This is a genomic window from Rhizobium rosettiformans, from assembly GCF_016806065.1.
GTDB lineage: Bacteria > Pseudomonadota > Alphaproteobacteria > Rhizobiales > Rhizobiaceae > Allorhizobium.
Window position 1 is genome coordinate 451,439 of record NZ_CP032405.1, and the last position, 24,924, is coordinate 476,362.

The following is a 24,924-nucleotide window of genomic DNA, read 5'->3' on the forward strand; positions in this document are numbered from 1 at the left end:
TTCTCAGATGTCGAAGAAGACCGTCTCCTTCTCCCCCTGCAGGTGGATGTCGAAGTGATAGGTCGAACCGTCACGCTGCGCAATCAGCGTCGGCACGCGCACGCGGTGCTCGATGCGCGCGAGAATAGGATCCTCGGCATTGGCCGCCTCTTCGTCACCGAAATAAAGGCGCGTGTTGAGCCCAAGATTGATGCCGCGCGCGACGATCCAGAAGGAAATATGCGGCGCCATCAGGCGTCCGTCCCGGAACGGCACCCGGCCCGGCTTGATCGTCTCGAAACGGTATTCACCGGTCGTGAGATCGCAAGGGCAGCGTCCCCAACCAGTGAAGTTCGGATCCGCACTGCCGCGCGTCTCGGACGGACTATTGTAAAGCCCGTCGGCATCCGCTTGCCAGATCTCAATCAGCGCATCCTTGAGCGGCGTGCCGGAGCCATCGATGACACGACCGGTCACGGTGATACGCTCGCCGCGCGTCTTGTCGTTGACCATGGTGGTGCCGAGATCGACGGGATAGACGCCCTTGATGTCGGCGAAGTTCGGCGTAAGGCCGATGTGGACGTAAGGGCCCGCCGTTTGGCTGGCGCTTTCCTTGAGGTAGCCGAGATCCTGGACCATCAGTTCCCCTCCATCCGGTTTTCAAACAGGGTCGAGCGGCGACCGCGCAGAACAATGTCGAACTTGTAGGCGCGGGCATTCATCGGGATCGTTGCCGACCAGTCGAGGGCTGCCACAAGCTGCTCGATCGCCGCACGATCCGGGATCGTCAGCACGATCGGACACTTCCAGATCATCGGATCGCCCTCGAAATACATCTGGGTGATCAGACGCTGCGAAAAGCCGTGACCGAAGATCGAGAAATGGATATGCGCCGGCCGCCAGTCGTTGACGCCATTAGGCCAGGGGTAAGGACCGGGCTTGATGGTGCGGAAGGCGTAATAGCCGTTCTCGTCGGTGATCGTGCGCCCGCAGCCACCGAAATTCGGATCGAGGGCCGCGAGGTAGCTTTCCTTCTTGTGGCGATAGCGACCGCCGGCATTGGCCTGCCAGAATTCGACGAGAGCCCCCGGAACCGGCCGTCCACGCTCATCGAGCACGCGGCCATGCACGATGATGCGTTCGCCGATCGCGCTCTCGCCTGATTTGGCGAAGTTGTGGATCAGGTCGTTGTCGAGCTCGCCGAGCATGGAGTGGCCAAAAACCGGGCCTGTTATCTCGGACTTCGTGCCGTCAAGCGACAGAAGCGCCTTCTGCGGCGAGCGCAGGACGGAGGTCTTGTAGGTCGGGGTATAGGCGGGCGGATGCCAGTTGCGATCGCGCGCAAAGAAGGCGCCCGTCTCCGGCTTCTTGTTCGAAAGGTCAGTCATGGCTCCCTCCCCCGGTTTCCCCGGCGTCTATCCTATCAAACACGTGCTTGGCGATCTTGAAAGCCCTGTTGGCGGCGGGAACACCGGCATAGACGGCGACATGCATCAGCGCTTCAGTGATGTCTTCGCGGCTTGCCCCGGTATTGACGGTGGCGCGCACATGCATCGCGACCTCCTCGTCATGGCCGAGGGCTGCCAGTAAAGCGATGGTGATCATCGACCGCTCGCGCGGGCTGATGCCGGGACGCGACCAGACAGTACCCCAGGCACCCTCGGTGATCATCTCCTGGAAAGGCTGATCAAACGGCGTGGCGGAACCCGACGCGCGATCGACATGCGCGTCCCCCAGCACGCGCCGGCGTGTCGCCATGCCCTGTCGAAAGCGGTCGGAAGGACGAACAACGTCAGCCATGGGCTGCCTCTCCTGAGATGACGGGCGCGAGAAAGGCCTCGATGATGGTGGTGAGCATTTCCGGCTGCTCCACACAGGGAATATGTCCGGCGCCCTTGATGACTTCGTAGCGTGCGCGGGGCACGAGCTTGGCAAGCGAGAGCACCAGATCGGGTGGCGTGGCTCCATCCTGATCCCCGACCACGCAGAGCGTGGGCACTGCGATGCGCCCCGCGGCCTCGGTGTAGTCAGCATCGCGGATCGCAGCACATGTGCCGATATAGCCGTCGACCGGCTGGCGGAGCATCATGTTGCGATAGCCGGGGAAGGCCGGATCGCTGTTGCGGAAGGCCGGAGTAAACCAGCGCTCCATGACGCCATCGACGATGCCATCAAGACCGCCCTCCTCGATGGCTGCGATGCGGGCAGCCCACATCTCCGCCGTGCCGATCTTGTGGGCCGTGTCGCAGAGGATGAGCGCCTTCACCAGATCAGGCCGACGCGCATAGAGGCCTTGCGCAATGAGACCGCCGACAGAAAGACCACAGATGACGGCATTGCTGACCTTGAGATGCTCAAGCAAGCCGATCAGATCGTCGACATGATCCTCGATCGTATAGGGCGCCTGCCCGACATCAGAGAGACCATGGCCGCGCTTGTCATAGGTCAGCAGCGGATAGCTGCCGGCGAGCCGGACGATCACGTCGCGCCAGATGCGAAAATCGGTGCCCAGCGAATTGATGAAGACGATGACCGGCTTGTTTCCTGGCCCACCAATGATTTGGTGATGCAGGCTTACGCCGTTGAGCTGAACGAACTGCACGGGTTCCTCCTCCGTTATATGCATATTGCTCATGCGGTTTGGTTAGGTAAAATGATGTTTTCCATCTTATTCCTAACCGCAGGGTTATGTTTCCCGATGATCGACAACCGCGTGAAGTTTCGGCACTTGCAAACCTTCGTCGAGGTGGCACGTCAAAAGAGCGTCATGAAGGCAGCGGAACTCCTGCATGTCAGCCAGCCAGCCGTGACCAAGACAATTCGGGAACTCGAGGAGGTGCTGGGTGTCGCGGTGTTCGAAAAGGATGGTCGCGGCATCCGCATCACCCGCTATGGCGAAGCCTTCCTCAAGCACGCAGGCGCCGCACTGACAGCGCTCCGCCAGGGTTTCGATTCCGTCTCCCATGCCCTGCATGCCGATGCCCCGCCGATCCGGATCGGGGCGCTCCCGACGGTCTCAACCCGCATCATGCCGCAGGCGATGACGCTGTTCCTCAAGGAGGATGTGCCCGCCCGCATCAAGATCGTCACCGGCGAGAACGCCGTCCTTCTCGAACAGCTGCGGGTCGGCGATCTTGACCTCGTCGTCGGCCGTCTCGCCGCCCCCGAACAGATGACCGGCTTCTCCTTCGAGCATCTTTACTCAGAGCAGGTGATCTTTTGCGTCCGCGCCGGTCATCCGCTCCTCTTGGCAGGCTCCGACCTGTTCGGCGAGCTTGAGCGCTATCCCGTGCTGATGCCCACACGGGCTTCGATCATCCGCCCCTTCGTCGAGCGCTTCCTGATCGCGAACGGCATCTCCGGCATCCCCACCCAGATCGAAACGGTTTCCGACAGCTTCGGTCGTGCCTTTGTCCGCCAGACGGATGCGATCTGGATCATCTCAGCCGGCGTCGTGGCGACCGACCTTGCCGATGGCACGCTGGCAGCCCTGCCGATCGACACGAGCGAAACAAAGGGACCTGTTGGACTGACGGTCCGGGCAGACGCCGTCCCCTCCATGCCGCTTGCGCTTCTGATGCGCACGATCCGCGAGGCCGCCACCGAGGTGGCGAAGACCTGAACCTCAGGGCAAGAGCGGCTTCAGCCGAGCCTGCATCTCGCGCAGGGCCGGCAGGCAATGTGCCGGCAGCTCTGCAGCCGGCAGGATCGCGGCCGGCGCGCCGACATTGATGGCTGCCACCACCCGACCACGGTCGTTGCGGATGGGAACCGCGATCGAACAGAGGCCGATTTCCAGCTCCTGATCGATAACGGCATAGCCCTGCTCGCGGACCCGGGCGATTTCCGCTTTGAGCTGCGCAGGATCGGTCAGCGTGCGCGGCGTATGCGCTTTGAGCTGCGAGGCCGCCAGAATGGTATCGACCTCCGCATCCGGAAGCGCAGCCAGCAGCACCCGGCCCATCGAAGCGCTGTAGGCAGAAAGCCGCGACCCTGGCATCAGATTGATCGACATCACCCGCTTCTGTGCGGCGCGAGCGATATACACGATCTCGGTATTGTCTAGGATCGAGGCCGAGGCGCTGTGCCCGAGACGCTCGGACAGCTCATCCAGATGCGGCTGCAGAAGCACCGGCAGCGGCGTGGCGGACAGCCAGGCATGGCCGATCCGCAGGATCTTCGACGTCAGCGAGAAGAACTTCCCGTCATAATCCGCATAGCCCAGCTCGGCGAGCGTCAAGAGGCAGCGCCGTGTGGTCGCCCTGTCGAGGCCGCTCAGATCCGCAGCCTCGCTGATACTCAGGCGCTGGCGGTCGACACCGAAAGCTTCCAGCACCTTCAGCCCCTTGGCAAAACCGCCCATGAGATCCCGCTCTCCGATCCCCATATGCATCCCCAAAATGTGCGATTATCGAACAAATATCAAATATCGCACAAATTGCTTGCTGTCGATGGATGGAGGGACCTATTTGTTAGACGAGGAGCCGGGTGACCGCGCTCGAGGAAACGGGAGTTCCCATGGACAAGAGAATTGCAAGCCCGGCGGATGCCGTGGCCGGGATCGGCGATGGCGCAACCGTCATGATCGGAGGCTTCGGTGGCTCCGGCGCACCGATCGAGCTCATTCATGCGCTCATCGATAAGGGGCCGAAGAACCTGACGGTCATCAACAACAATGCCGGAAACGGGCGCATCGGCATTGCCGCGATGATCGATGCCGGCATGGTTAGGAAGATGATCTGCTCCTTCCCGCGCTCATCCGATCCCCGCGCCTTCACCGACCGCTATCTCGCCGGCGAGATCGAGCTGGAACTCGTGCCGCAGGGCACGCTTGCCGAGCGCATCCGCGCCGGCGGCGCCGGCATCCCGGCCTTTTACACCCCGACAGGCTTCGGCACGGAACTGGCCGAGGGCAAGGTGATCGCCGAGTTCGATGGCCGCAAATATGTTCAGGAACGCTGGCTGAAGGCCGACTTTGCCATCGTCAAGGCACATCTCGGCGACACCATGGGCAACCTGACCTGCCGGATGGCCGGCCGCAACTTCAATCCGCTGATGTGCATGGCGGCTGCCAAGACCATTGCCCAGGTCTCGAAGATCGTGAAGCCCGGCGAGATCGATCCCGAGCAGGTAATCACCCCCGGCATCTTCGTCGATGGCGTCGTCGAAGTCGCCAACCCGCAACAGGAAGAAGAGCTCATCCGGGCCGGAGTGGTATACGCATGACCGACGCAGCTGCAATCGACACCCGCGAAGACATCAAGCTCTCCAACGCCCAGATCGCCTGGCGGGCCGCTCAGGACATCCAGGACGGCGCCTATGTCAACCTCGGCATCGGCTTTCCGGAAATGGTCGCCAAGTTCCAGCCCGAGGGACGTGAGGCCATCTTCCACACCGAAAACGGCGTGCTGAACTTCGGCGAAGCGCCAGCCGCCGGCGAGGAAGACTGGGACCTGATCAACGCCGGCAAGAAGGCGATCACGCTGAAGCCGGGGGCGGCTTTCTTCCACCACGCCGACAGTTTCGCCATGGTGCGTGGCGGCCATCTCGATGTCGCGATCCTCGGCGCCTATCAGATCGCCGAAAACGGGGACCTCGCCAACTGGCGCGTCGGCTCCAAGGGCGTTCCGGCCGTCGGCGGCGCCATGGATCTCGTGCATGGCGCAAAGCAGGTCGTCGTCATCACCGAACACGTCACCAAGGACGGCAAGCCAAAGCTCGTCGAGCGCTGCAGCTTCCCGCTGACCGGCGTCGGATGCATCACCCGTGTCTACACGAGCCATGCCGTGATCGACATCGTCGACGGCAAGTTCGTCGTGCGCGAGAAGCTCGCTGCTATGACGATGGACGAGCTCCAGGCCATGACCGGCGCCAAGCTGCATACCGACGGACCGGTTGCTGACCTCGTCGTGCCCGCGCTGTAAGGATTACAAGTCATGACCGAAGCCTATATCTGCGATTACATCCGCACGCCCATCGGCCGTTTCGGCGGTTCGCTCTCCTCCGTCCGCGCCGATGATCTCGGCGCCGTGCCGCTGAAGGCGCTGATGGAGCGCCATGCGGGCATCGATTGGGAAGCCGTCGAGGACGTGATCTACGGCTGCGCCAACCAGGCCGGCGAAGACAACCGCAACGTCGCCCGCATGTCCGCTCTGCTCGCTGGCCTGCCCGTCTCCGTGACCGGCACCACGATCAACCGCCTCTGCGGCTCCGGCATGGATGCCGTGATCACGGCTGCCCGTGCCATCAAATCAGGCGAAGCCGAGCTGATGATTGCAGGCGGCGTCGAAAGCATGAGCCGCGCACCCTTCGTCATGCCCAAGGCCGACACGGCCTTCTCCCGCAATGCCGAGATCTACGACACAACCATCGGCTGGCGCTTCGTCAACCCGCTGATGAAGAAGCAATATGGCGTCGATTCCATGCCGGAGACCGGCGACAATGTCGCGATCGACTTCAAGATCTCCCGCGAGGATCAGGATGCCTTTGCAGTGCGCAGCCAGGCCAAGGCGGCAGAAGCTCAAGGCAATGGCCGGCTGGCAAAGGAAATCACGCCCGTCACCGTGCCGCAGCGCAAGGGCGACCCCGTCATCGTCGACCGCGACGAGCACCCGCGCGCGACATCGGTGGAAGCGCTCGCCAAGCTGAAGCCGGTCAATAAAATGGAAGGTGCCACCGTCACCGCCGGCAATGCGTCGGGCGTCAATGACGGGGCCGCCGCCCTGATCATCGCCTCGGAAGCTGCGGTGAAGAAATACGGCCTCAATCCCATCGCCCGCATCCTGGGTGGTGCGACAGCGGGTGTTCCGCCGCGCATCATGGGCTTCGGCCCGGCACCGGCCTCGAAGAAGCTGCTCGCTCGCCTCGGCCTCACACAGCAGCAGATCGACGTGATCGAGTTGAACGAAGCCTTTGCGAGCCAAGGCATCGCCACGCTCCGCGATCTCGGCATCGCGGACGACGACCCGCGTGTCAACCGCAATGGTGGCGCCATTGCACTTGGCCACCCGCTCGGCATGTCGGGCGCTCGTATCGCGGGAACGGCAGCGTTGGAACTGAAGGAAACCGGCGGACGCTATGCGCTCTCCACCATGTGCATCGGCGTCGGGCAGGGCATCACCATCGCCCTGGAACGGGTCTGATATCAGATCGAAGGCGCCCCATGCGGGCGCCTTTTCAATTCAGGGGTTGAGGAAAGCAAGGATCAGCTGATGCACCGCCCCTCCAGGTGACATCTCCACACGGTCATAGTCGCTGTGGCGCGCCACATGCGCATCCGAAATCGGCTTGAGTTGCGCCTGTAGTGCCGCGCGCACCTTCTTGCAGCCCGGATCGTTTTCATCGCGCAGCCCGATCGACACATCCTGGATGTTCTGGGTCAGATCCTTCATGAACTGCCCGTGCAGCTTTTCGTGCTCGACGATACCGTCGTAAAAGACCTGCCACTTTGCCGCCACGTCGGGAGAAAGCTTCTGAGCGGGCTTCGGCAGTGTATAGGTGATAATTAGCCTCGGCTTGGCCGAAGCAAGGACACAAGCCTGCCCCTGCTGCTGATAGTCCCGCTGCCAGGTCAGCTTGAAGGTCGTGTGTGCGATGACACGACCAAGGCTGAGCTTGGGTCCACGCTCGCCGATTGACTGGTAGAGCGCCATCGGCGTCGAACCATTGACGGTGTAGTGATCGACCTTTTCCGTCGCCTGCCACTCTTGGGCTGCGGCCGGTATCGCTGCACCGACAAAGACGAAAAGGCCGACGAACGCATGAAGTCTTGCTATCACGGTCAAAAAAGCTCCCTGGATCGGCCATCCTGATATCTGCGGCGCCAAGGAACTGCAACGAACATCTGGCTTGGAGAACGCCGATCGCCGGATTTTAATAATCAGCAATTTCCGTAATTTTAACGGAATCTCATATAGCTTTTCCGACTTGATGCTAAGGGGAGAAGGGGTGAGCGTGAGCGACAAAGGGACGATGACGGGCAACAAGTCACCCGCAGGACGCTGGCTCGAACTGTTGAAGGTTCCAAGCGGCAACCCCGCGCTGACCGTCGCTCAGTTCGAAGCCTTTTCGAAGCAGGTCCCGCTCCTCTATTTCATCCTTGCAACGAACATGATCTCGCTATCCTGGACCCACCAGGGTGCGGCGCCCGACTATCTCGTCGTCTTTCTGCCGGCTGTCATGGCTACTCTCTTTGCAATGCGCTCGCTGATCTGGTTGCGCGGGCGCAAGCGTGAGCGCACGCCGGAACAGGCCTATCGACAGCTTAAGGCCACGAATATCCTGTCCTTTCCGATCGCGGTGTTCTGCACCATCTGGTCGATCTCGCTCCTGCCTTATGGAGACCCCTATCAGAAAGCCCATGTCGCTTTCTTCATGGCGATCACCGTCATCGGCTGCATCTTCTGCCTGATGCATCTGAGGTCGGCAGCCCTGATCGTCACGGTCACGGTCAACTTGCCCTTCTTCGTGGTCATGTTGATGTCGGGCGAGCCGACGTTTATCGCCACAGGCGTGAATGTCATTCTGGTGACGATGGCGATGATCATGATCCTCGTCTCGCATTACCGCGACTTCCGCCAGCTGCACGAGTCCCGCAACGTTCTGATGTTGCAGCAGCAAGCCCTGCAGGAGCAGAACAAGGCGATGCAGGCGCTCTCCGACGAGAACCTGCGCCTTGCCAATCTCGACAGCCTGACGCTGCTCGCCAACCGACGCAGCTTCTTCCACATGCTCGAAACGGCCTTCAACCGCGCCAGCAGCAGCAATGGCCGGCTGGCCGTGGGTGTGATCGATCTCGACGGCTTCAAGCCTGTCAACGATCTCTACGGTCACTCAGCCGGTGACAAGGTCCTGATCGAGATCAGCAACCGCCTGTCGACGATCACGGACAAGCGGCTATCGGTCTACCGTCTCGGCGGCGACGAATTCGGTCTTCTGCTACAAGGCGACGTGGCCGAGGGCGACGCCATGGCGCTGGGCGAAAAGGTTTGCGAACTGATCGCCGAACGCATCAATATCGGGAGCGGCATGGTGCAGGTGACCGGCTCGGTCGGCTTCGCTCTCTACCCGGACGTGGGCGAGACGGGCCAGGAGATCTACGAACTCGCCGACTACGCCCTTTACACAGCCAAACGTCGTCATCGGGCCGGCACGGTCATCTTCAACGCGGTCCAGGCGAACGAGCTAAACCGGCAGAAGATCGTCGAGGAGGCGCTGGTCGCAGCCGATCTCGACAAGGAACTGTCACTCGTCTACCAGCCGATCACCTGCGTCGACCGGCGCATCTGCATTGGTTTCGAGGCCCTCGCCCGCTGGCAAAGCCCGCGCATCGGCCAAGTATCGCCCGCCGAATTCATCCCCGTGGCAGAGCACAACGGCCGCATCACGCTGATGACCCGCATGCTGCTGAAGCGGGCGCTGAAAACAGCCGCACTCTGGCCTGACAATGTCTATCTCTCCTTCAACCTTTCTCCGCACGACCTGACGTCACCGGAGAACACGCTGAAGATCGTCTCGATCGTGCTCAAGAGCAATTTCGATCCCCGCCGTATCAATTTCGAGATCACCGAAACCGCCGTCATGCACGACTTCGAGCAGGCGAGCGCCTCGATCCAGATGCTGCGTGAACTCGGCGCGGGCATCTCGCTGGATGACTTCGGCACGGGCTATTCGAGCTTGAACCACGTGCACAAGCTGCCGCTCACCAAGATCAAGATCGACGGGAGCTTCGTGCGCAATATCCATAACCGCAAGACGAGCTTCAACATCGTCAAGTCGGTGCTGGCGCTGTGCTACGAGATGGAGCTGGAAGCCATCGTTGAGGGAGTCGAGACCGAAGAAGAACTGCGCATCCTCGAAAACCTCGGCGTCCGAGCGGTCCAGGGCTACTACTTCGGCAAGCCGATGACGGCAGAGGAAACCCTGAAGCGGCTCGCCCTGCAGGATGCTCAGGCCCTTGCTTCCTGAGATCTCACAATGAACGCATCCTCATCGACGCCTTAAGACGCCGGACCGTGTCCGCATCCGTGCGACGAACGGATTGATCCTCAAAACCGAGCTCGACCAGTCGATCCTGTCCGCGGTCAACCTGGCTGCAAGAGGCATGCAGTTCTCGGATTTCAGGGACAGCAAGGAAATGGGCCGCATTCTCCGGCCGCACACCACCACCGGGCATGATCGAGATGCGTCCTGCACCGTGGCGGGCGAGACGTTCGATTGCGGCAAGCCCCTGCTCCGCATGCCGCGCGCCGCCTGAGGTGAGAACGCGGGAAAACCCGAGTTCGATGGCGAGATCGAGCGCGACCTGCATGTCGGCGACCACATCGATTGCCCGGTGGAGGGTCAGATCGAGACCGTCGGCCGCTTTGATCAGCCGCCGGATCGCGTCGATATCGAGCGCAGCAGTATCGGTGGTCGCACCGATCACCACACCGGCCAGCCCCGCCTCCCGCGCAGCATGAATATCCGCCTCCATCACGGCGATCTCATCCATCGAGTAGGTGAAATGCCCGGCACGCGGACGGATCAAGGCATGCACAGGGATCGGTGCGCGTGCAGCGATCGCCATGAACCCACAAGACGGTGTCAGGCCACCCGAGCCAAGCGCCGAGCAAAGCTCGATACGGTCGGCCCCACCGACAATCGCAGCTTCAAGACCCGCGAAGTCATCGACGCAGATTTCGAGTAGCAGTCCTGATGCTTTGCCTTGGGAAGTCGCGGCCACCTGTTCTTCACCCTTCTGTTTTGAGCTTCGGCGTCCTGTCGAGCACCCACAAGAGACCGACGCCGATGGCTCCCGCGATCGAGGCGATGATCGCCGTGCCCGCATAGTCGCTGATGCTGGTGCCGAGCGCAAACATCAGCGAGGCCATTCCACCGCTCAAGAAGATGTTGACGGCAATCAGCGAGCTGCCGAGACCGGCGCGGTCGGCGATCAGGTTCTGCAGATAGGTGATCGGGATCGCAATGATGCCGGCGGCGCCAAGGCCTGCAACGACAGTGAGCAGATAGACGTCCATCGGTCGGTCGGCGAGACCGAGGAAAACGAGATAGCTGCAGTAGATCAGCGCTGCCGTGACCATCGCAAAGAGGATGGAGGTGCGCGCTTCGACCCATCCCCAGAAGAGGATGAAGATGATTTCGAGAAAGGCCACGATCCCGACGATGACGCCGACATCAGCAGATGTGCCGCCCGCCTTGCCGGTGACGATCAGAGGCAGAACGGTGCCATTGGCATGCAGCATGGCCGAGATCAGCGAAATCGCCAGAAGCCTTGGCAGGACACTTGCCGAGCCGATCTGCCGGATGGAGCGGAAGAAGGAATAGTGCTGCCGTTCCCCCTCCTGCACGGGTTTGGAACGATCGAGCCCGAAGACGAAGAGCAAGAGACAGACGAGACAGGCGAGGCTTGCAAGCAGAAAGGCCGGCAGCATGCTGGGCCGACCGACGAGCAGCGCCCCGACAATGCCGGGCACGAGCACCCAGGAGGCGGAAAGGATGGCCCGGACGGCCGAATTCACCGCCATCAGCTCGCGTACCGCCATGCCGGAAGAAACCGCCCGGATATTGGCAAAGATCAGCGAGTTGATCGTGCCGAAAACCGGGATCAAGACCAGCGTCGCGATGGCAAACATGACAGGCGTCGGCACCACGTAGACGAGCCCGAAACCGATGATGCCGAAGATGGCGGCCAGGATCATCGGTGAGCGGAAATGGCCTAGCCGGTCAGCGATGATGCCGGCGGTTACGCTGGCGCTGACATTCACCACAGCCGCGAGGAAAATCAGCACCGAATAGACGGCGTCCGACAGTCCGAGTTCACGGATGCCGATCAGCGACATGTAGGGCGACGTCGCAGCGCCGGAGAAGCCGAAGAAGAAGATCGCGGCCGCACTGACCCGGATCGGCTTGTGGCGATAGACCACCGAAAAGGAGGACAACATCAAGGGTACAATCGGGTTGGGGATCGTGCCGCCGGAAGGGCGGCACCGACATCAAAGTCTCAAGGGAATCGCGTCGAGAAGAAGACTTGTGGCCTATAGCTGAAATCCTTGACGAAGGGATAGCTGGGCTGGTGGCGGCGATGGCTCGGCAGGTTCTCGATATCCTGGTTGATCACGCCATCAGTCAGCGCCATCAGGTTAGGATTGGCGATCGGCGCGAGCTCCGGCGAGAGATAGCCAGACTTGACGACGAGCAGCCGCACCGTGGTCGGATCGAGCCCGAGCCGGGTGAAATCCGAGATATTGTGATAGGGCCGACGCCGCGCTGCGAGCACCAGCGTGATGCCACCGATCCTGACGACGGCTTGACTGTTGGCAACCGAACCCGGATTGTCGAGGAAGACGACATCCGCCTCGACCTCGACGGAAGGGCTTGCCGGATCAAGCGAACCGCCAACCTTCAGCGAAACCCGCGCACCGGCACCTGCCGCAAAGCAGCGTTCGACGGCGGGTCGGTCGGTAATGCCGGCGATCAAGACATCATCGATCGACCGGGCCAGAAGCGCCTTCAGCACATCCGCCCGATCGCCAACGCCGCCCCCGGTCGGATTATCGCCGGAATCCGCCAGGATGACCGGCCGTGTCTCGGTGCGTTCAGCGATATCCAACATCTCCGCCAGCGGGCCCGTGACGGGGCCGAAACGGAAGTCTTCACGCGCATCCCAATAAGACTGCGCAATGGCAGCCGCGACCTTTTCCGCCGCAGCCTTATCCACGGCCGTGACGACGGCGCAGGCCGTGCCGCGGGGCTCGTCGGCCCAGACATAGCCCACCAGCAGGTTGGCATCCCAGATACCGGGCACGGCATCATGCTCCGGCAGCTTCAGATAGAGGCTCTTTGCCGGCTCATCCTCGGTTGAGGTCCGCTCGCCGGGCAGGAGAACCGGCACCGGCGCCCAGGCGACGCCCGGCTTTTCGCCGGTCTTCAGCGCCCGAACCAGCATCGACCAGGCTCGGACCATTGTCTCGCGCACATCGATATGCGGCGCAGTGCGATAACCGGCAAAGATATCGAGCTGATCGACGATCTTCTGCGTGACATTGCCATGCAGGTCGTAGCTCGCAGCAACCGGCACTTCCGGGCCGACAACAGCGCGGGCTGCCGAGATCCAGTCACCCTCGGCATCGTCCATGCCTTCGACATTCATCGCGCCATGCATGGCGAGATAGAGCCCGTCGATCGGCAGTGCAGCCTTCAGCCGCTCAAGGAACTCTGCCTTGAAACCTTCATAGGTAGCGCGCGCCAACGGACCGCCCGGAACCGCACGCGCATGCAGCAGCGGCAAATGCTCGATATCATCCGCTTCGAGGAAGTCGAAATACTCATGCGCGAGCAGATCCGGCCCACGCAGCACGCGAAAATCCTCCGGCTGCATCAGAACGGGAGACGAGGTCGAGCACTCGGTATGGATACCGCCGACGGCAATGCGGAAATTCATGGGGCTCAAATCCTCAGTAGTGGGGGCTTAGGCGGACGATGGCGGCAAAGCGCAGCCAGTCCTTGTTGTCCTTCGGCGTCCAGGCCGCTTCAGCGATGGCTGGAAGACGCGGGAAGACGAGGTGGTTGAAGTAGTCGCGGGTCAGGAAATGTTCGCACCAGATGCAGGCCTGCACGCCGCGCATGCGCGCTGCAAGCTCCGGCGGAAACTCGGCGACCGCCTCGTAAGTATAGGTATGCTTGGGCGGCACGGTGCCAGCCCAGCTGGCACCCGGCTCCTGGAAGGCCTCGTCCTGCACCATGTCGAGATAATAGGCCTGGCCCGGGGTCATGACGACGTCGTAGCCTTGGCTTGCGAGCTCCAGCCCGACCTCCGGCTTCTGCCAGGCCATTAGTAGAGTTCCCTCGGGATCAACGCCGCCGCCATGGCTGACCTCGTCCCAACCAGCGAGCTTGCGGCCGCGATCGGCCAACATCTTCTGGATGCGCTTCATGAAATAGCTCTGAAGCCCGAAGGTGCCTTCGATGCCTTCCTGCTCCATCAGTTTCCGCGCGAGCGGCGAAGCCATCCAGGTATTGGCCGCCACTTCATCACCGCCGATATGGATGAGCTTCGACGGGAAGAGCTCGACCATTTCGTCGAAGACCTTGCCCAGCACCTCGTAGGTGTATTCGATCGCGGGGTTCAGCGCATTGTTCGGATAGCCCTGCACCGAGCGATAGCTATCGGGCGCTTCCTGGCCGTCGACAAGCTCCGGCAGGGCCACCAGAATGGCCGTGCTGTGGCCGGGCACATCGATCTCCGGCACCACTTCGACCTGAAGGGCGGCGGCATGGGCAACGATGTCGCGGACCTCGTCCTGCGCGTAGAACCCACCGACAGGCTCGGCCCCATTGCCGAGCTGCGGCAGAAGCGGCTCGTCGGGGCCGCGCAACACGCCAAGGGTGGTCAGCTGCGGGAAGGCCGTGATTTCCAGGCGCCAGGCTTCGTCATCGGACAGGTGCCAGTGGAAGGTGTTCATCCGGAACCAGGCGAGGATGTCGATGAGCCGCTTGACGTCGGCGACGGGGAAGAACTGGCGGGAGACGTCGAGATGGCAACCGCGCCAGTCGTAACGCGGCTTGTCGGTGATTGTGCCGGAAACCGGGAAACGGAACGTCTCCGGCTGCGTGCGCGCACCATGCAGCATCTGCGAGAGCAGCGTCAGCGCGTACTGCAGGCCCGCGACATCGCCATAGGCAAGCGTGATGCCATCAGCGGCAAAGTCCAGCCGATAGGCGGAGGCGCCAAGCTCCTCGTTAGACTTGAGGGAGACCGCCCGCCCCTGATGAACCGGTGCAAGCGACAGCGGCGCATGGCCGACTGCGAAGAGACGGCAGAAGAGGCGCAGCACGTTTTCAATGGCGCGCAGCTCGACCAGCGAGGCGCCTTCTGCCGGATAAAGCGCGACGGGGAAGCCTTCGCCAGCCACCAGCTCGGCAGTTTCAGGCCAAGGCAGCATGGCGAAAGGCTGCGTGACCTGCCCCTCGGGCAGCAAGGCCGGCGGCGGTGCGCTGTGACCACCACCGAGCATCAGATCGGCCACCGCAACGGCCGCATGCTGACCGGTCGACAACGTGATGTAGGCGGATTTTGCCCCATCTGTCCGATGCTTGGCCGGCCGCCACAAACCGCCGACCCGAAAGCTCCAGGATTCACCCGGCTCCAGCACGAAGCCGGCCGGCGGCGCGAACTGGTGGAAATTGGCGTTGCGCTTCAGGAAGACGGCGTTCTCGAGGATCGGCTCTTCGGTATCCTTGACGCGGGTGAGCGACGTATAGGCCAGCTTGAAATCGGCAAGCGCCACATCGGAGAGATTGACCAGCGTGAAGACGAAGGCGCCGCAGTCGTCGCCCTCCACCGGATGCCACGCGTTTTCGAGGCGGAACTGAACGGCTGGTGCCATGGGGAATGCTCCTGGCTTCTTGATGTCAATAATTGTCGGATTGCGAAAAGGTGCGCGCGAGCTCGGCCTGACCGGCCGTCAGCCCGCAATCGACGGGCAGGCAGACGCCGGTAATGGCAGCCGCCTGATCGCTTACGAGGAAGAAGACGGCGTTGGCGATATCCTCGGCCGTGGCGATCCGCTGCAAAGCGTACCAGCGCTTGGCTTCCTCGAAGACTTGAGGATTGGTGGCAGCCCGCGCCTCCCAGGCCTGCGTGCGCACGGTGCCGGGTGCGACTGCATTCGCACGAATGCCGTATTTGCCGTATTCGACGGCAATCAGCTTGGTGAGGTGGATGAGCCCCGCCTTGGCGGCGCTATAGGCCGGATGGCCGAAAACGGCCATGCCATTGACCGAGGAAATGTTGACGAGAGAACCCTTGGCTTCCTTCAGCGCATTCTCGAAGGCGCGGAAGCAGAGGAAGGGCGCCTCGAGATTAAGCGCATTGTCCTTGCGCCAGATCTCGCCATCGGTATCGCCGAGGCTCACGGCCCGCGCCGCACCGGCATTGTTGACCAGTGTATGCACGAGACCGAGCGTGGAAATGCGTGCAGCGGTCTCGGCGAGATCCTTCTCGTCCGTCACGTCACAGACCAGCGAGGCGAAACGGACATCGTCACTGAGCTCGACCATCGCCTGGCCAAGCGCCTGGCAATCCAGATCGAGCAAAACGACGAGGTCATGACTGTCCGCGAGGCGCTTTGCGATCGCCCGACCGATATCTCCGGCAGCACCGGTCACCACGGCAACCTTATGCGTCACGGCAGATCTCCGATATCGATACGGCCATGGCTCAGTCTCCGAGAAGTTGCCGGTCGTCTCCGCCATCGCGGTGTTCGACCAGCTGTTGCTTGATATGGCGCAGCGTGACCTGCGACTGCTTGCGATTGCGGTAGGCGACCAAGCTCGCGATCACGTCGACGACGGCGAGATAGGCAAAACGCGTCGAGGTCGGCCGGAATATGTTTTCGCCCTCCGGCAGATCGATGCCGATCACGAGTTCGGATGCCTCGGCCACCAGGCTGTTGCTCTGGGTGAGCGCGATCGTGGTGATGCCGTTTTCGCGGGCGAGCTTGAAGCATTTGACCAGTTCGGCATTGCGCCCCGAAAATGACGAGCCGATCAGCACGTCGTTGGAGCGCGCAGCGGCTGTCAGCATCAGTTGCATGTTGTGATCGGCCGAGGCCGTCACCCGCGAACCCAAGCGGAAGAGACGGTTCTGGATCTCGCCCGAGATCATCGAGGAATTGCCGCCCGAGCCGAAGGCATAGACCATTTCCGCCCGCGCCAACCGGTCCGCCACCTTGTCGAGAATGACAGGATCGAGTGCCCGATGCACCATGAACATGGCGTTCTGAGCCTTGGTGATCACATCACTCGCGACGTCGGCGGGCTCCGTGCTCTGAGCCTCGGGGTTGAGATAGCGCACCCCGACATAGGCGGTACGGGCGAGATTGACCTTGAAGTCGGCAAAGCTCTGACAGCCGAGACGACGACAAAAGCGCGTCACCGTCGGCGGCGAGACCTCTGCCTTCTCGGCCAATTCGATGATCGAGGCATTGACCGCGAAGTCGAAGGAATTGAGCAGGATATCCGCGATGCGTTGCTCGGAGGCCGAAAACTGCCCTGCCTCTTCCTGAATGCGCGCGAAGATATCCAATGCCCTGCCCTCTCTGTTATTTCGAAGACTTGAAGGCTACGCAGTCGATCTCGACCTTGCAATCGACCATCATCGAGGCCTGAACGCAGGCCCGCGCCGGCGGATGCTCGCCGAAATACTGCTGGTAGATCTTGTTGAAAGTCCAGAAGTCGCGGGGGTCATCGAGCCACACTCCGCAGCGCACGACATGCTCGAGCCCGTAGCCGGCCTCGTCCAGAATGGCGATGACATTGGCGATCGTCTTGTGGGTCTGTTCGATGATGCCACCGGGGATGATCTCCCCGTCTTCCATGGCCACCTGGCCGGAGACATAAAGCCAGCCATCGGCCTCGACAGCGCGGGCAAACGGCAGCCGCTGACCACCGGCACCCGCCTTCTCGGCCCCGTAACGCTTGATCGTCATGGACACCTCTCATGCAAATTATTTTCTTCGATCGTTGACAAGCGACCACAAAAAACCGATTTTGACCAGACAAAATCGACATTCATGAAAAGAATTTAAAAGCGGGGAAGAAATGCGCGACCCATTCCAGAATCCATTCCCGGCATCGGACGAAGCACGCCACGCCATCTGGGAGATGCTCGTCCCCCGCGACATCGATGCCTTTCTCGCCGCCGACTGGAGCATGGTCGCCCATGACTTCGTCGAGGACGGCTTCATCGGCATCAGCGGCAATCGTGAGGGTGATCCGGACAAGTGGACGCTGGCCTTCCCCAATCTTGTCGCCTATCGCGACGAGTGGCTGAAGCAGGCGCATGACTTCGCCGCTCAGACCTATGGCGAGGACCCGCGCACCGCGATCTTCACCACGACGACGCTGGAAGAGATCGAGATTTCGGCCGAGACGGCGCTCGTGCGCAAGAAGTTCGACGGCGGGATCAAGAAGGCAGACGGCACACTCGACATCATGCGCTGGCAGACGCTCTATTATTGCCGCCTGCATGAAGGCCGGTGGAAAATCTCCGGCTTCACCGGTTATCTACCCAATCCGATGGGCAAGCGCTGAACCCGCCCTTACACACTCAAGACCCCGGAGGTCGGCCCTTGCGCATCTTCACCGCCGCGCTTGCAACGGAAACGAACACCTTCTCCCCGATCTGCATCGACCGGCGCGCCTTCGAGGATTCGCTCTATGCACCTCCGGGACAGCACCCGGCAACGCCGACGCTCTGTACCGCGCCGATCACGGTCGGTCGCAAGGTCTGCGCCGACAAGGGCTGGACGCTGATCGAGGGTACTGCGACCTGGGCGGACCCCGCGGGTCTCGTCAACCGACAGACCTTCGAGAGCCTGCGCGACGAGATCCTGGATCAACTCCGCGCAGCCATGCCCGTCGACGCTGTCGTGCTCGGTCTGCATGGCGCCATGGTCGCCGATGGTTATCTCGACCCGGAAGGTGATCTCTTGACCAAGATCCGCGAGATCATCGGCCCTGATATCCTGCTCTGCGCCGAACTCGATCCGCACAGCCACCTGACGGCGAAGCGCGTGGCAGCCGCCGATTTCTTCGTTGTCTTCAAGGAATTTCCGCATACCGATTTCGTCGATCGGGCCGAAGACCTGTGGCGCATCGCTGTCGACACGCTGGAGGGCCGCGTCAAGCCGGTCATGTCCGTTTTCGACTGCCGGATGATCGATATTTTCCCGACCTCGCGCGAACCCATGCGTAGCTTTGTTGACAGGCTTATGGCCATCGAAAAGGTCGATCCGGAGGTGCTGTCGCTTTCCGTCATTCATGGCTTCATGGCCGGCGACGTACCGGAAATGGGCACCAAGACAATCGCCGTCACCAATGGCCATCCGGAAAAGGGTGCCATTCTCGCACGCGAACTCGGCCTCGACCTGTTCTCCAAGCGCGGCACCTTCATGATGCCGCAGATCGACGAAAAGACGGCGCTTGATCAGGCGCTCGCCTACCCGGAAGGCCCCGTCGTCATCGCCGACATGTGGGACAATCCGGGCGGTGGCACGGCGGGTGATGCGACCGTGATCCTGGAAGAAATGCTGGCGCGTGGCGTGACCAACGCCGCGGTCGGCATGATCTGGGATCCGATTGCCGTTCAGATCTGCATGGCCGCTGGCGAAGGCGCCGAGATTCCGCTGCGGTTCGGCGCGAAATCAGCGCCCGGCACCGGCCATCCGATCGATGGCCTAGCGAAGGTGGTCAAGGTCGTGCCCAATGCCGAAATGCGGTTCGGCGACAGCATCGCGCCCTTCGGCGATGCGGCCCATATCCGGCTTGATGGCATCGACATCATCCTGAGCTCGGTGCGCGTCCAGAGCTACGACCCATCGCTGTTCACGGCACTCGGCATCGATCCGACGGAAAAGCATCTCCTGGTCATCAAGTCGACCAACCACTTCTATGCGGCCTTCTCGCAGATCGCCTCGGAAATCCTCTATTGCGCCGCGGGAACGCCCTATCCGAACGATCCGGCCAAGACCGCCTATCGCCATGTGCGCCGCGACATCTGGCCGATTATGGCCAATCCGCATGAGACGCCCGAAGGCAGCGAGGCGGCATGATGGAACTTCCCCGCCCAAAGTCGGGCCAGCCGATTGCCGAACTGTCGACACCGCTGCCGATCATCGACGAAGACAGGCTTGCCGCCAACATCGCCCGCGTCCAGACCTATATGGACAGCCACGGCCTCGCCTTCCGCCCGCATATCAAAACCCACAAGATCCCGGCCATTGCTGCCGAACAGGTGAAGGCGGGCGCGAGGGGCATCAACTGCCAGAAGATCACAGAGGCTGAGGTCTTCGCCGATCACGGTTTCGAAGATCTACTGATCACCTTCAACATTCTCGGGAGCGAGAAGCACAAGCGTCTCGTCGCCCTCAACACCCGGATTTCGGGCCTGAAGGTCGTCGCAGACAGCGAGGCAACCGTGCGCGGCCTCTCCTGCGCCTTCTCCCAGACCCGTCCGCTGACCGTTCTCGTTGAATGCGACACGGGTGGCGGACGCTGTGGTGTCCAGAGCCCAGAAGAAGCCATAGCGCTCGCCGAGACGATCGCTGCTGCCCCCGGCCTCACCTTCGGCGGCATCGTGACCTACCCCAAGGCAGACACAGAAGAAGCCGTCGAGGCCTTCTTTGCCGCCACACTTGCCGGTCTCGCGGCCCGCGGAATACCCTGCCCAATCGTCTCCAATGGCGGCACGCCCAGCCTTTTCTCTGCGCACAAGGTCACATCTGCGACAGAGCACCGGGCGGGCACCTATGTCTACAACGATCGCGCCATGGCGAGGTCCGGCCATTGCAGGCTCGACGACTGTGCCATGCACATCCTGGCCACCGTCGTCTCGCGCCCGACCGCCGATCGCGTCATCCTCGACGCCGGCTCCAAGGCGCTGACCTCTGACCTCCTCGGCTTCTCCGACTACGGCATGATTATCGAGTACCCGGATGCCGTGATTTCCGGCCTCTCCGAAGAGCACGGCACGGTCGATCTGTCGAAGGTTGAAGGGCGACGTCCCGAGATCGGCGAGAAGGTCAGGATCATCCCGAACCACACCTGCGTGGTATCGAACCTCTTCGACGTCATGACCTTCCACCGCGATGGCGTCGTCACCCGCGTGGAAGAGGTCGCGGCGCGCGGGCTTGTTTGGTGAAACGCCGCCACTAGGTAGAGCCTGCCGCAAATAGCTAAGGTCACAGACCGATTGGCATTCTCTCTCAAGACAGCTGTCTCAGTGAACGCGAGGAAACTTTGAAACGGCCGTGAAATCCGGTAGAATGGTAGAATTCTAGCTACCTGGGTAGAACGTGGTGTCGCGACATGAGTCTCAACATAAAAGATCCCGAAGCACATCGCCTTGCTCAGGCGATCGCCCTTGCCACCGGGCAGAGTATGAGCCGTGTTGTGACCGATGCTCTGCGCGAGCGGTACGCGCAGCTTGAAAAGCAGAATGGCAAGGCTTCCGTCGACGAGCTTTTGATGATCGCAAACCGGGCCGCAGCGCTTCTGAAGCAGCCTTACGCCGATCACGCCGAGCTTCTCTATGACCAAGACGGCCTGCCGAAATGATTGTCGACACATCAGCCATGGTTGCAATCTTCTACGGCGAACCGGAAGCTGCCGGCTTCACGCGACTGATCCACGACGCTGCAGTCACGCGGATCAGCGTCGCTAACCTTGTCGAGCTCTCCATGGTAATCGAAAAGCAGCTCGGCCCGGAGGGAATGAGGCAGGTCGAGGCTTTCTTCCGCCGCGCGGCAATCAGCGTTGAGCCAGTGACGGTCGAGCAAGGCAATCTGGCGCGGCAGGCCTTTCTCGATTTCGGCAAGGGCAGGCATAGAGCTGCACTGAACTTTGGCGACTGCTTTGCCTACGCCCTCGCCAAAGATCTCGATGAACCGCTGCTATTCAAGGGCAAAGACTTCACGGAGACGGACATTCGCTCGGCAGCGTAGTGCTGCGATGAACGGATTTTTGGCCCCAGCATGGAAGGACAAGCATGGCTGAGCACAGTCAGTTGCAGGGTATCCGCCGGCTGCGCGGCGGCTGCATGTGTGGTGCGGTGTCCTACGAAATCGCCGATCGCTTCCTCTATGCGATGAACTGCCACTGTTCGAAATGCCGCCGCACCACGGGCTCGGCCTTCAAGCCGATCGCCGGTGTCGCGGTCGAGGACTTTGCCGTGATAGCAGGTTCGGACGCTCTGTTTCGCCACGGCGATCCTGAGGGCATCCATGACATGCACTGTCACACCTGCGGCTCCCTCGTCTATTCTTAGATCGCCGAAAACGGCAGCGTGAAGGTCCATATTCCCATGGGAACGCTCATCGACCCACCCTCAATGAAACCCTCGATGCACATCTTCGTCGGCTCGAAGGCGCCCTGGTACGAGATACTCGACGACCTCCCGCAATTCGATGGCTTTCCGGATTGAAGAATGGAAAAGCCCAAGGCGGCTTCGCTCGTTGAGCTCCCGCCGCTTCTTGCAAACGGCGGGGGATTGCTTCGAGGAGGTGGATCGTCCGTCAGGGAATGAGTGCTGCGAGTAGATCAGTCTGGCCGAAGATCAAAACGATTGCCACAACAGCAATCGCAAAAGGACCTTTGGCCACCATTTCAGCAGCAGCAATCTTCAATCGAAACTCATTCTGGGGTTCTTTCATTCAGAGCCTTTCGTTGCACCTTTCCACACCGAGTCATTTCGATGATGCTTAAGTGTCCCCGACAGGACAGTGGAAAGGCAAGAGGCTCCAAGGTTTTCCACGCTCCGACCAGATCTCTACAGTTTGCCGGAACTGCCGCGCGTCACTTTGAGGACCAGCTCTGGCACCCAAACAAAAAAGGTCCGCCCGGAGGCGGACCAGGGGATTGGCCTTTGGCATGGCCGGGAGGAACTTTATTCGGCAGCCGTAACGGATGCCGGAAGGTCAAGGGTGCGCCAGTCGATGCGCCGTTCCAGCGCCTGACCATTGGCGTCGAAAAGATGGCAATCGGCGGCCATGATCCCCGTCGTCATCGGCTGCTCGGCGCGCACCGGCGCAGAGCCGGGCAAAAGCGCGCAATAGGGCTCGCCATTCGGCAGCGCGGCATAGGCAATCGTGTTGATGCCCAAACGCTCGATGACGGAAGGCGTCACCATGATGTTTATGTCGCCATCGCTGAGACGCGTGTGTTCGGGGCGAATGCCGAGCGTCAGCGTCTGGCCGACAAGATCTGGGCGCCCATCGACCGGGATCATCGCCGTCTGGCCTTCATAGGAAATCGTCACGCCGATCGCGTCAACGCCGACACAGGTGACGGGAACGAAATTCATCTTCGGATTGCCGATGAAGCCGGCGACAAAGGTGTTCTGCGGCTTGTGATAGAGCTCGAGCGGTGCGCCCACCTGGGCGATATTGCCCGCGTTCAACACCACGATACGGTCGGCCATGGTCATCGCCTCGACCTGGTCGTGCGTGACGTAGATCATCGTCGCTGCAAGGTCGCGATGCAGCTTTGTGAGTTCGATGCGCATGTCGGAGCGCAGGGCCGCATCGAGGTTGGAGAGCGGCTCGTCGAAAAGGAAGATCTTCGGTTCGCGCACGATCGCACGGCCGATCGCGACACGCTGGCGCTGGCCGCCGGAAAGCTGGCCGGGACGCTGCTGCAGGCGCTGATCGAGCTGCAGGATCTTGGCAACAGCGCCGACCTTCTCGCGGATCTGCTCCTCCGGGAGCTTCTCGACGCGCAGTGGAAAGGCGATGTTCTCGAAGACCGACATATGCGGGTAGAGTGCGTAGGACTGGAAGACCATGGCAATGCCGCGCTCGACCGGCGGCCTGTCATTGACGCGCTCGCCGTCGATCACGATGTCACCATCCGTCGTGTCGTCGAGGCCCGCGATCATGCGCAAAAGCGTGGACTTGCCGCAGCCCGACGGCCCGACGAAAACGACGAACTCGCCGTCCTTCACCTCGAGATCGACACCCTTGATGACCTCGAAATGCCCGTACGACTTGCGCACCTTTTTCAGAAATAGCTGACCCACGACCCTCAGTCTCCATTGCCGTTCCCTCAAAGGACCGGCCAAATCCGCTTGATGAAATCCGCGGGCCGATCCCGGCCCGCGGAGCCTCGGTTGCCCGAGATTACTTGTACTGCTCGAGATCGGCAGCAGCCTTCTTCAGCGCGTCAGCAGGCTCAGCCTTGCCGGTAACGACAGACTGGACCAGTTCGATCATGACGTTCTGGAAGCCCTTGTAATCGGTGAACAGCGGCTCCGGACCACCATATTCGATGCCGTCGATGAACGGCTTCCAGAAGGGCTCATTGGCGACGAACTGGTCGACAACAGCACCCGGTCGCAGCGGGGTGAGGCCAGCGCCGCCCTGCAGCTCGTATTCATGCTGGATATCGGTTGAGGTGATGTACTTGGCGAACTCGATCGCCTTTTCCTCGACGCCCGAACCCGAGAAGATCGCGAGGCTGTCGGTGATCAGCAGTGTGCCTTCACCCTGGGCCGACGGACCGCGCGGCAGCGGGGCAACACCCCAATTGATCTGGGTGTCCTTGAGGCGATAGGCAGCGCCCGAACCGGCCTGGATCATGCCGACCTTGCCATCGAGGAAGATGGCGCGGATTTCGTTCTGCTCATAGGCAGTCGCACCTTCAACGGAGTAAGGCGTGATGTCCTTGTAGGCCTGAAGGGCGGCGAGGACTTCCGGGCTGTCGATGACGATGTCGTCGCCGTCGATGACCTTGCCGTTGTTCGTGTAAACCCAGTGCATGAACTGGTGCATGGTGTTGTCGAAGGTCTTGGCCGGCAGACCGTAACCGGCGATGCCGGTCTTTTCCTTGATCTGCTTGGCGAATTCGATTTCTTCGGCCCAGGTCTTCGGCGGGGTTTCCGGGTCGAGGCCGGCCTGCTTGAAGAGGTCCTTGTTCCAGTAGAGTGCCTTGGTCGAGAAGGCGATCGGAACGCCCCACTGCGTGTCGTCAAACGTGACGGTGTCGACGATGTTCGGGTAGTAGGAGGCCTTCTCCTCATCCGTCATCGGAACCGGAACGATCAGCTCGTTCTGGGCGAATTCCTTTAGCGTGCGCGAGCCGACATAGGCCATGGCAACCGGCGTGCCTGCGACGGCGAGCGTGGTCGCCTTGTCCTGGCACTGCTCCCAGCCGACGACTTCTGGCTTGACCTTCCAGCCTTCGTTCTTGCCTTCCCATTCGGCGATATACTTCTGATGGATCGGATCGATCACATCACCGCAATAGATCCAGCTGATTTCCTGGTCCGCGGCAAGCGTGGTGAGCGCCGAGCTTGCGAGCAGGGCAAACGAGCCTGCGAGCATGGTCAGTTTTCTTGTCATCGGTAGTTCCCCTTTGTTGACAGGTTGAAAGCGTCCGGTTGGCCCGAAT

The 24,924-nt window shown here is 61.5% G+C and carries 26 protein-coding genes and 1 pseudogene; 11 read left to right on the forward strand and 16 right to left on the reverse strand.

Annotated elements, in window-relative coordinates; translation table 11 throughout:
- Positions 1-3: 3 nt before the first annotated feature.
- Genes pcaG through pcaD form a run of 4 tightly spaced genes read right to left on the reverse strand, consistent with a single transcriptional unit; the run spans position 4 to position 2,581 of the window.
- On the reverse strand, positions 4-618 hold the full coding sequence (gene pcaG, locus D4A92_RS02255) for a protocatechuate 3,4-dioxygenase subunit alpha (protein WP_203017825.1): 615 nt from the start codon (positions 616-618) through the stop codon (positions 4-6).
- Complete coding sequence (gene pcaH, locus D4A92_RS02260; protein WP_203017827.1) at positions 618-1,367, reverse strand: protocatechuate 3,4-dioxygenase subunit beta; 750 nt, start codon at positions 1,365-1,367, stop codon at positions 618-620. Before pcaH ends, pcaG begins: the two co-directional genes overlap by 1 nt.
- On the reverse strand, positions 1,360-1,779 hold the full coding sequence (gene pcaC, locus D4A92_RS02265) for a 4-carboxymuconolactone decarboxylase (protein ID WP_203017829.1): 420 nt from the start codon (positions 1,777-1,779) through the stop codon (positions 1,360-1,362). The genes pcaH and pcaC overlap by 8 nt, the downstream gene beginning before the upstream one ends.
- The gene (pcaD, locus tag D4A92_RS02270) at positions 1,772-2,581 is read right to left on the reverse strand and encodes a 3-oxoadipate enol-lactonase (RefSeq protein WP_203017830.1); all 810 of its coding nucleotides are present in this window, start codon (positions 2,579-2,581) and stop codon (positions 1,772-1,774) included. The genes pcaC and pcaD overlap by 8 nt, the downstream gene beginning before the upstream one ends.
- A gap of 96 nt (positions 2,582-2,677) precedes the next feature.
- Here pcaD and pcaQ point away from each other — a divergent pair, with 96 nt between their 5' ends.
- Positions 2,678-3,601: a pca operon transcription factor PcaQ gene (pcaQ, locus tag D4A92_RS02275; protein ID WP_203017831.1), complete on the forward strand. Its 924-nt coding sequence runs from the start codon at positions 2,678-2,680 to the stop codon at positions 3,599-3,601.
- Positions 3,602-3,604: 3 nt separating this feature from the next.
- Here the strand turns inward: pcaQ and D4A92_RS02280 are convergent, their stop codons facing one another.
- Positions 3,605-4,366 (reverse strand): IclR family transcriptional regulator, encoded by a 762-nt coding sequence (locus D4A92_RS02280; protein ID WP_425958433.1) that lies wholly within the window; start codon positions 4,364-4,366, stop codon positions 3,605-3,607.
- Between the two features lie 131 nt (positions 4,367-4,497).
- On the opposite strand from D4A92_RS02280, the gene D4A92_RS02285 reads away from it, so the two are divergent.
- The 3 genes from D4A92_RS02285 to pcaF are packed head-to-tail and all read left to right on the forward strand — an operon-like array spanning position 4,498 to position 7,121.
- The gene (locus tag D4A92_RS02285) at positions 4,498-5,205 is read left to right on the forward strand and encodes a 3-oxoacid CoA-transferase subunit A (RefSeq protein ID WP_203017832.1); all 708 of its coding nucleotides are present in this window, start codon (positions 4,498-4,500) and stop codon (positions 5,203-5,205) included.
- On the forward strand, positions 5,202-5,903 hold the full coding sequence (locus D4A92_RS02290) for a 3-oxoacid CoA-transferase subunit B (protein WP_203017833.1): 702 nt from the start codon (positions 5,202-5,204) through the stop codon (positions 5,901-5,903). Before D4A92_RS02285 ends, D4A92_RS02290 begins: the two co-directional genes overlap by 4 nt.
- Before the next feature lie 12 nt (positions 5,904-5,915).
- Positions 5,916-7,121 carry a 3-oxoadipyl-CoA thiolase gene (gene pcaF, locus D4A92_RS02295; RefSeq protein ID WP_203017834.1) on the forward strand — a complete coding sequence of 402 codons (1,206 nt, stop codon included), beginning with the start codon at positions 5,916-5,918 and terminating at the stop codon, positions 7,119-7,121.
- Positions 7,122-7,160: 39 nt separating this feature from the next.
- Here pcaF and D4A92_RS02300 read toward each other — a convergent pair whose 3' ends face one another.
- Entirely contained in the window at positions 7,161-7,961 is an 801-nt protein-coding gene (locus tag D4A92_RS02300) for a DUF922 domain-containing Zn-dependent protease (protein ID WP_348649887.1), read from the reverse strand.
- On the opposite strand from D4A92_RS02300, the gene D4A92_RS02305 reads away from it, so the two are divergent.
- Positions 7,933-9,945, forward strand: coding sequence for a putative bifunctional diguanylate cyclase/phosphodiesterase (locus D4A92_RS02305; protein ID WP_246754012.1), 2,013 nt, complete (start codon positions 7,933-7,935; stop codon positions 9,943-9,945). The two genes, D4A92_RS02300 and D4A92_RS02305, sit on opposite strands and share 29 nt — an antisense overlap.
- A gap of 4 nt (positions 9,946-9,949) precedes the next feature.
- Here D4A92_RS02305 and D4A92_RS02310 read toward each other — a convergent pair whose 3' ends face one another.
- Genes D4A92_RS02310 through D4A92_RS02340 form a run of 7 tightly spaced genes read right to left on the reverse strand, consistent with a single transcriptional unit; the run spans position 9,950 to position 17,468 of the window.
- Positions 9,950-10,702, reverse strand: a complete 753-nt coding sequence (locus tag D4A92_RS02310) for a copper homeostasis protein CutC (RefSeq protein WP_246754013.1) — start codon at positions 10,700-10,702, stop codon at positions 9,950-9,952.
- Between the two features lie 7 nt (positions 10,703-10,709).
- A complete protein-coding gene (locus D4A92_RS02315; RefSeq protein WP_203019809.1) occupies positions 10,710-11,921 on the reverse strand; it encodes an MFS transporter in 1,212 nt (403 codons plus the stop codon).
- 59 nt (positions 11,922-11,980) lie between these two features.
- Positions 11,981-13,420, reverse strand: a complete 1,440-nt coding sequence (locus D4A92_RS02320) for a M81 family metallopeptidase (RefSeq protein ID WP_203017835.1) — start codon at positions 13,418-13,420, stop codon at positions 11,981-11,983.
- A 13-nt stretch (positions 13,421-13,433) separates the two neighbouring features.
- A complete protein-coding gene (locus tag D4A92_RS02325; protein WP_203017836.1) occupies positions 13,434-15,365 on the reverse strand; it encodes a beta-N-acetylhexosaminidase in 1,932 nt (643 codons plus the stop codon).
- A gap of 25 nt (positions 15,366-15,390) precedes the next feature.
- On the reverse strand, positions 15,391-16,167 hold the full coding sequence (locus tag D4A92_RS02330; RefSeq protein ID WP_203017838.1) for an SDR family oxidoreductase: 777 nt from the start codon (positions 16,165-16,167) through the stop codon (positions 15,391-15,393).
- 31 nt (positions 16,168-16,198) lie between these two features.
- Positions 16,199-17,065 (reverse strand): MurR/RpiR family transcriptional regulator, encoded by an 867-nt coding sequence (locus D4A92_RS02335; protein WP_203017840.1) that lies wholly within the window; start codon positions 17,063-17,065, stop codon positions 16,199-16,201.
- Positions 17,066-17,081: 16 nt separating this feature from the next.
- Positions 17,082-17,468 (reverse strand): RidA family protein, encoded by a 387-nt coding sequence (locus D4A92_RS02340; RefSeq protein ID WP_203017842.1) that lies wholly within the window; start codon positions 17,466-17,468, stop codon positions 17,082-17,084.
- Positions 17,469-17,580: 112 nt separating this feature from the next.
- On the opposite strand from D4A92_RS02340, the gene D4A92_RS02345 reads away from it, so the two are divergent.
- From D4A92_RS02345 to D4A92_RS02370, 6 genes and pseudogenes are all read left to right on the forward strand, one after another.
- Positions 17,581-18,072 (forward strand): hypothetical protein, encoded by a 492-nt coding sequence (locus tag D4A92_RS02345; RefSeq protein WP_203017844.1) that lies wholly within the window; start codon positions 17,581-17,583, stop codon positions 18,070-18,072.
- Between the two features lie 38 nt (positions 18,073-18,110).
- Positions 18,111-19,592 carry a M81 family metallopeptidase gene (locus D4A92_RS02350; RefSeq protein WP_203017846.1) on the forward strand — a complete coding sequence of 494 codons (1,482 nt, stop codon included), beginning with the start codon at positions 18,111-18,113 and terminating at the stop codon, positions 19,590-19,592.
- A complete protein-coding gene (locus tag D4A92_RS02355) occupies positions 19,589-20,680 on the forward strand; it encodes a D-TA family PLP-dependent enzyme (RefSeq protein ID WP_203017847.1) in 1,092 nt (363 codons plus the stop codon). The genes D4A92_RS02350 and D4A92_RS02355 overlap by 4 nt, the downstream gene beginning before the upstream one ends.
- A 167-nt stretch (positions 20,681-20,847) precedes the next feature.
- Positions 20,848-21,096, forward strand: coding sequence for a type II toxin-antitoxin system VapB family antitoxin (locus D4A92_RS02360; protein WP_203017848.1), 249 nt, complete (start codon positions 20,848-20,850; stop codon positions 21,094-21,096).
- Positions 21,093-21,482 carry a type II toxin-antitoxin system VapC family toxin gene (locus tag D4A92_RS02365; protein WP_203017849.1) on the forward strand — a complete coding sequence of 130 codons (390 nt, stop codon included), beginning with the start codon at positions 21,093-21,095 and terminating at the stop codon, positions 21,480-21,482. Before D4A92_RS02360 ends, D4A92_RS02365 begins: the two co-directional genes overlap by 4 nt.
- 44 nt (positions 21,483-21,526) lie before the next feature.
- Positions 21,527-21,961: pseudogene (locus D4A92_RS02370) on the forward strand (GFA family protein).
- 91 nt (positions 21,962-22,052) lie between these two features.
- On the opposite strand, the gene D4A92_RS02375 reads toward D4A92_RS02370, so the two are convergent.
- The 3 genes from D4A92_RS02375 to D4A92_RS02385 all read right to left on the reverse strand — a co-directional run bounded on the left by D4A92_RS02375 (position 22,053) and on the right by D4A92_RS02385 (position 24,875).
- On the reverse strand, positions 22,053-22,190 hold the full coding sequence (locus D4A92_RS02375) for a hypothetical protein (protein ID WP_203017850.1): 138 nt from the start codon (positions 22,188-22,190) through the stop codon (positions 22,053-22,055).
- Between the two features lie 233 nt (positions 22,191-22,423).
- On the reverse strand, positions 22,424-23,554 hold the full coding sequence (locus tag D4A92_RS02380) for an ABC transporter ATP-binding protein (RefSeq protein WP_203017851.1): 1,131 nt from the start codon (positions 23,552-23,554) through the stop codon (positions 22,424-22,426).
- 100 nt (positions 23,555-23,654) lie between these two features.
- The gene (locus D4A92_RS02385; RefSeq protein ID WP_040299437.1) at positions 23,655-24,875 is read right to left on the reverse strand and encodes an ABC transporter substrate-binding protein; all 1,221 of its coding nucleotides are present in this window, start codon (positions 24,873-24,875) and stop codon (positions 23,655-23,657) included.
- Positions 24,876-24,924 lie beyond the last annotated feature (49 nt).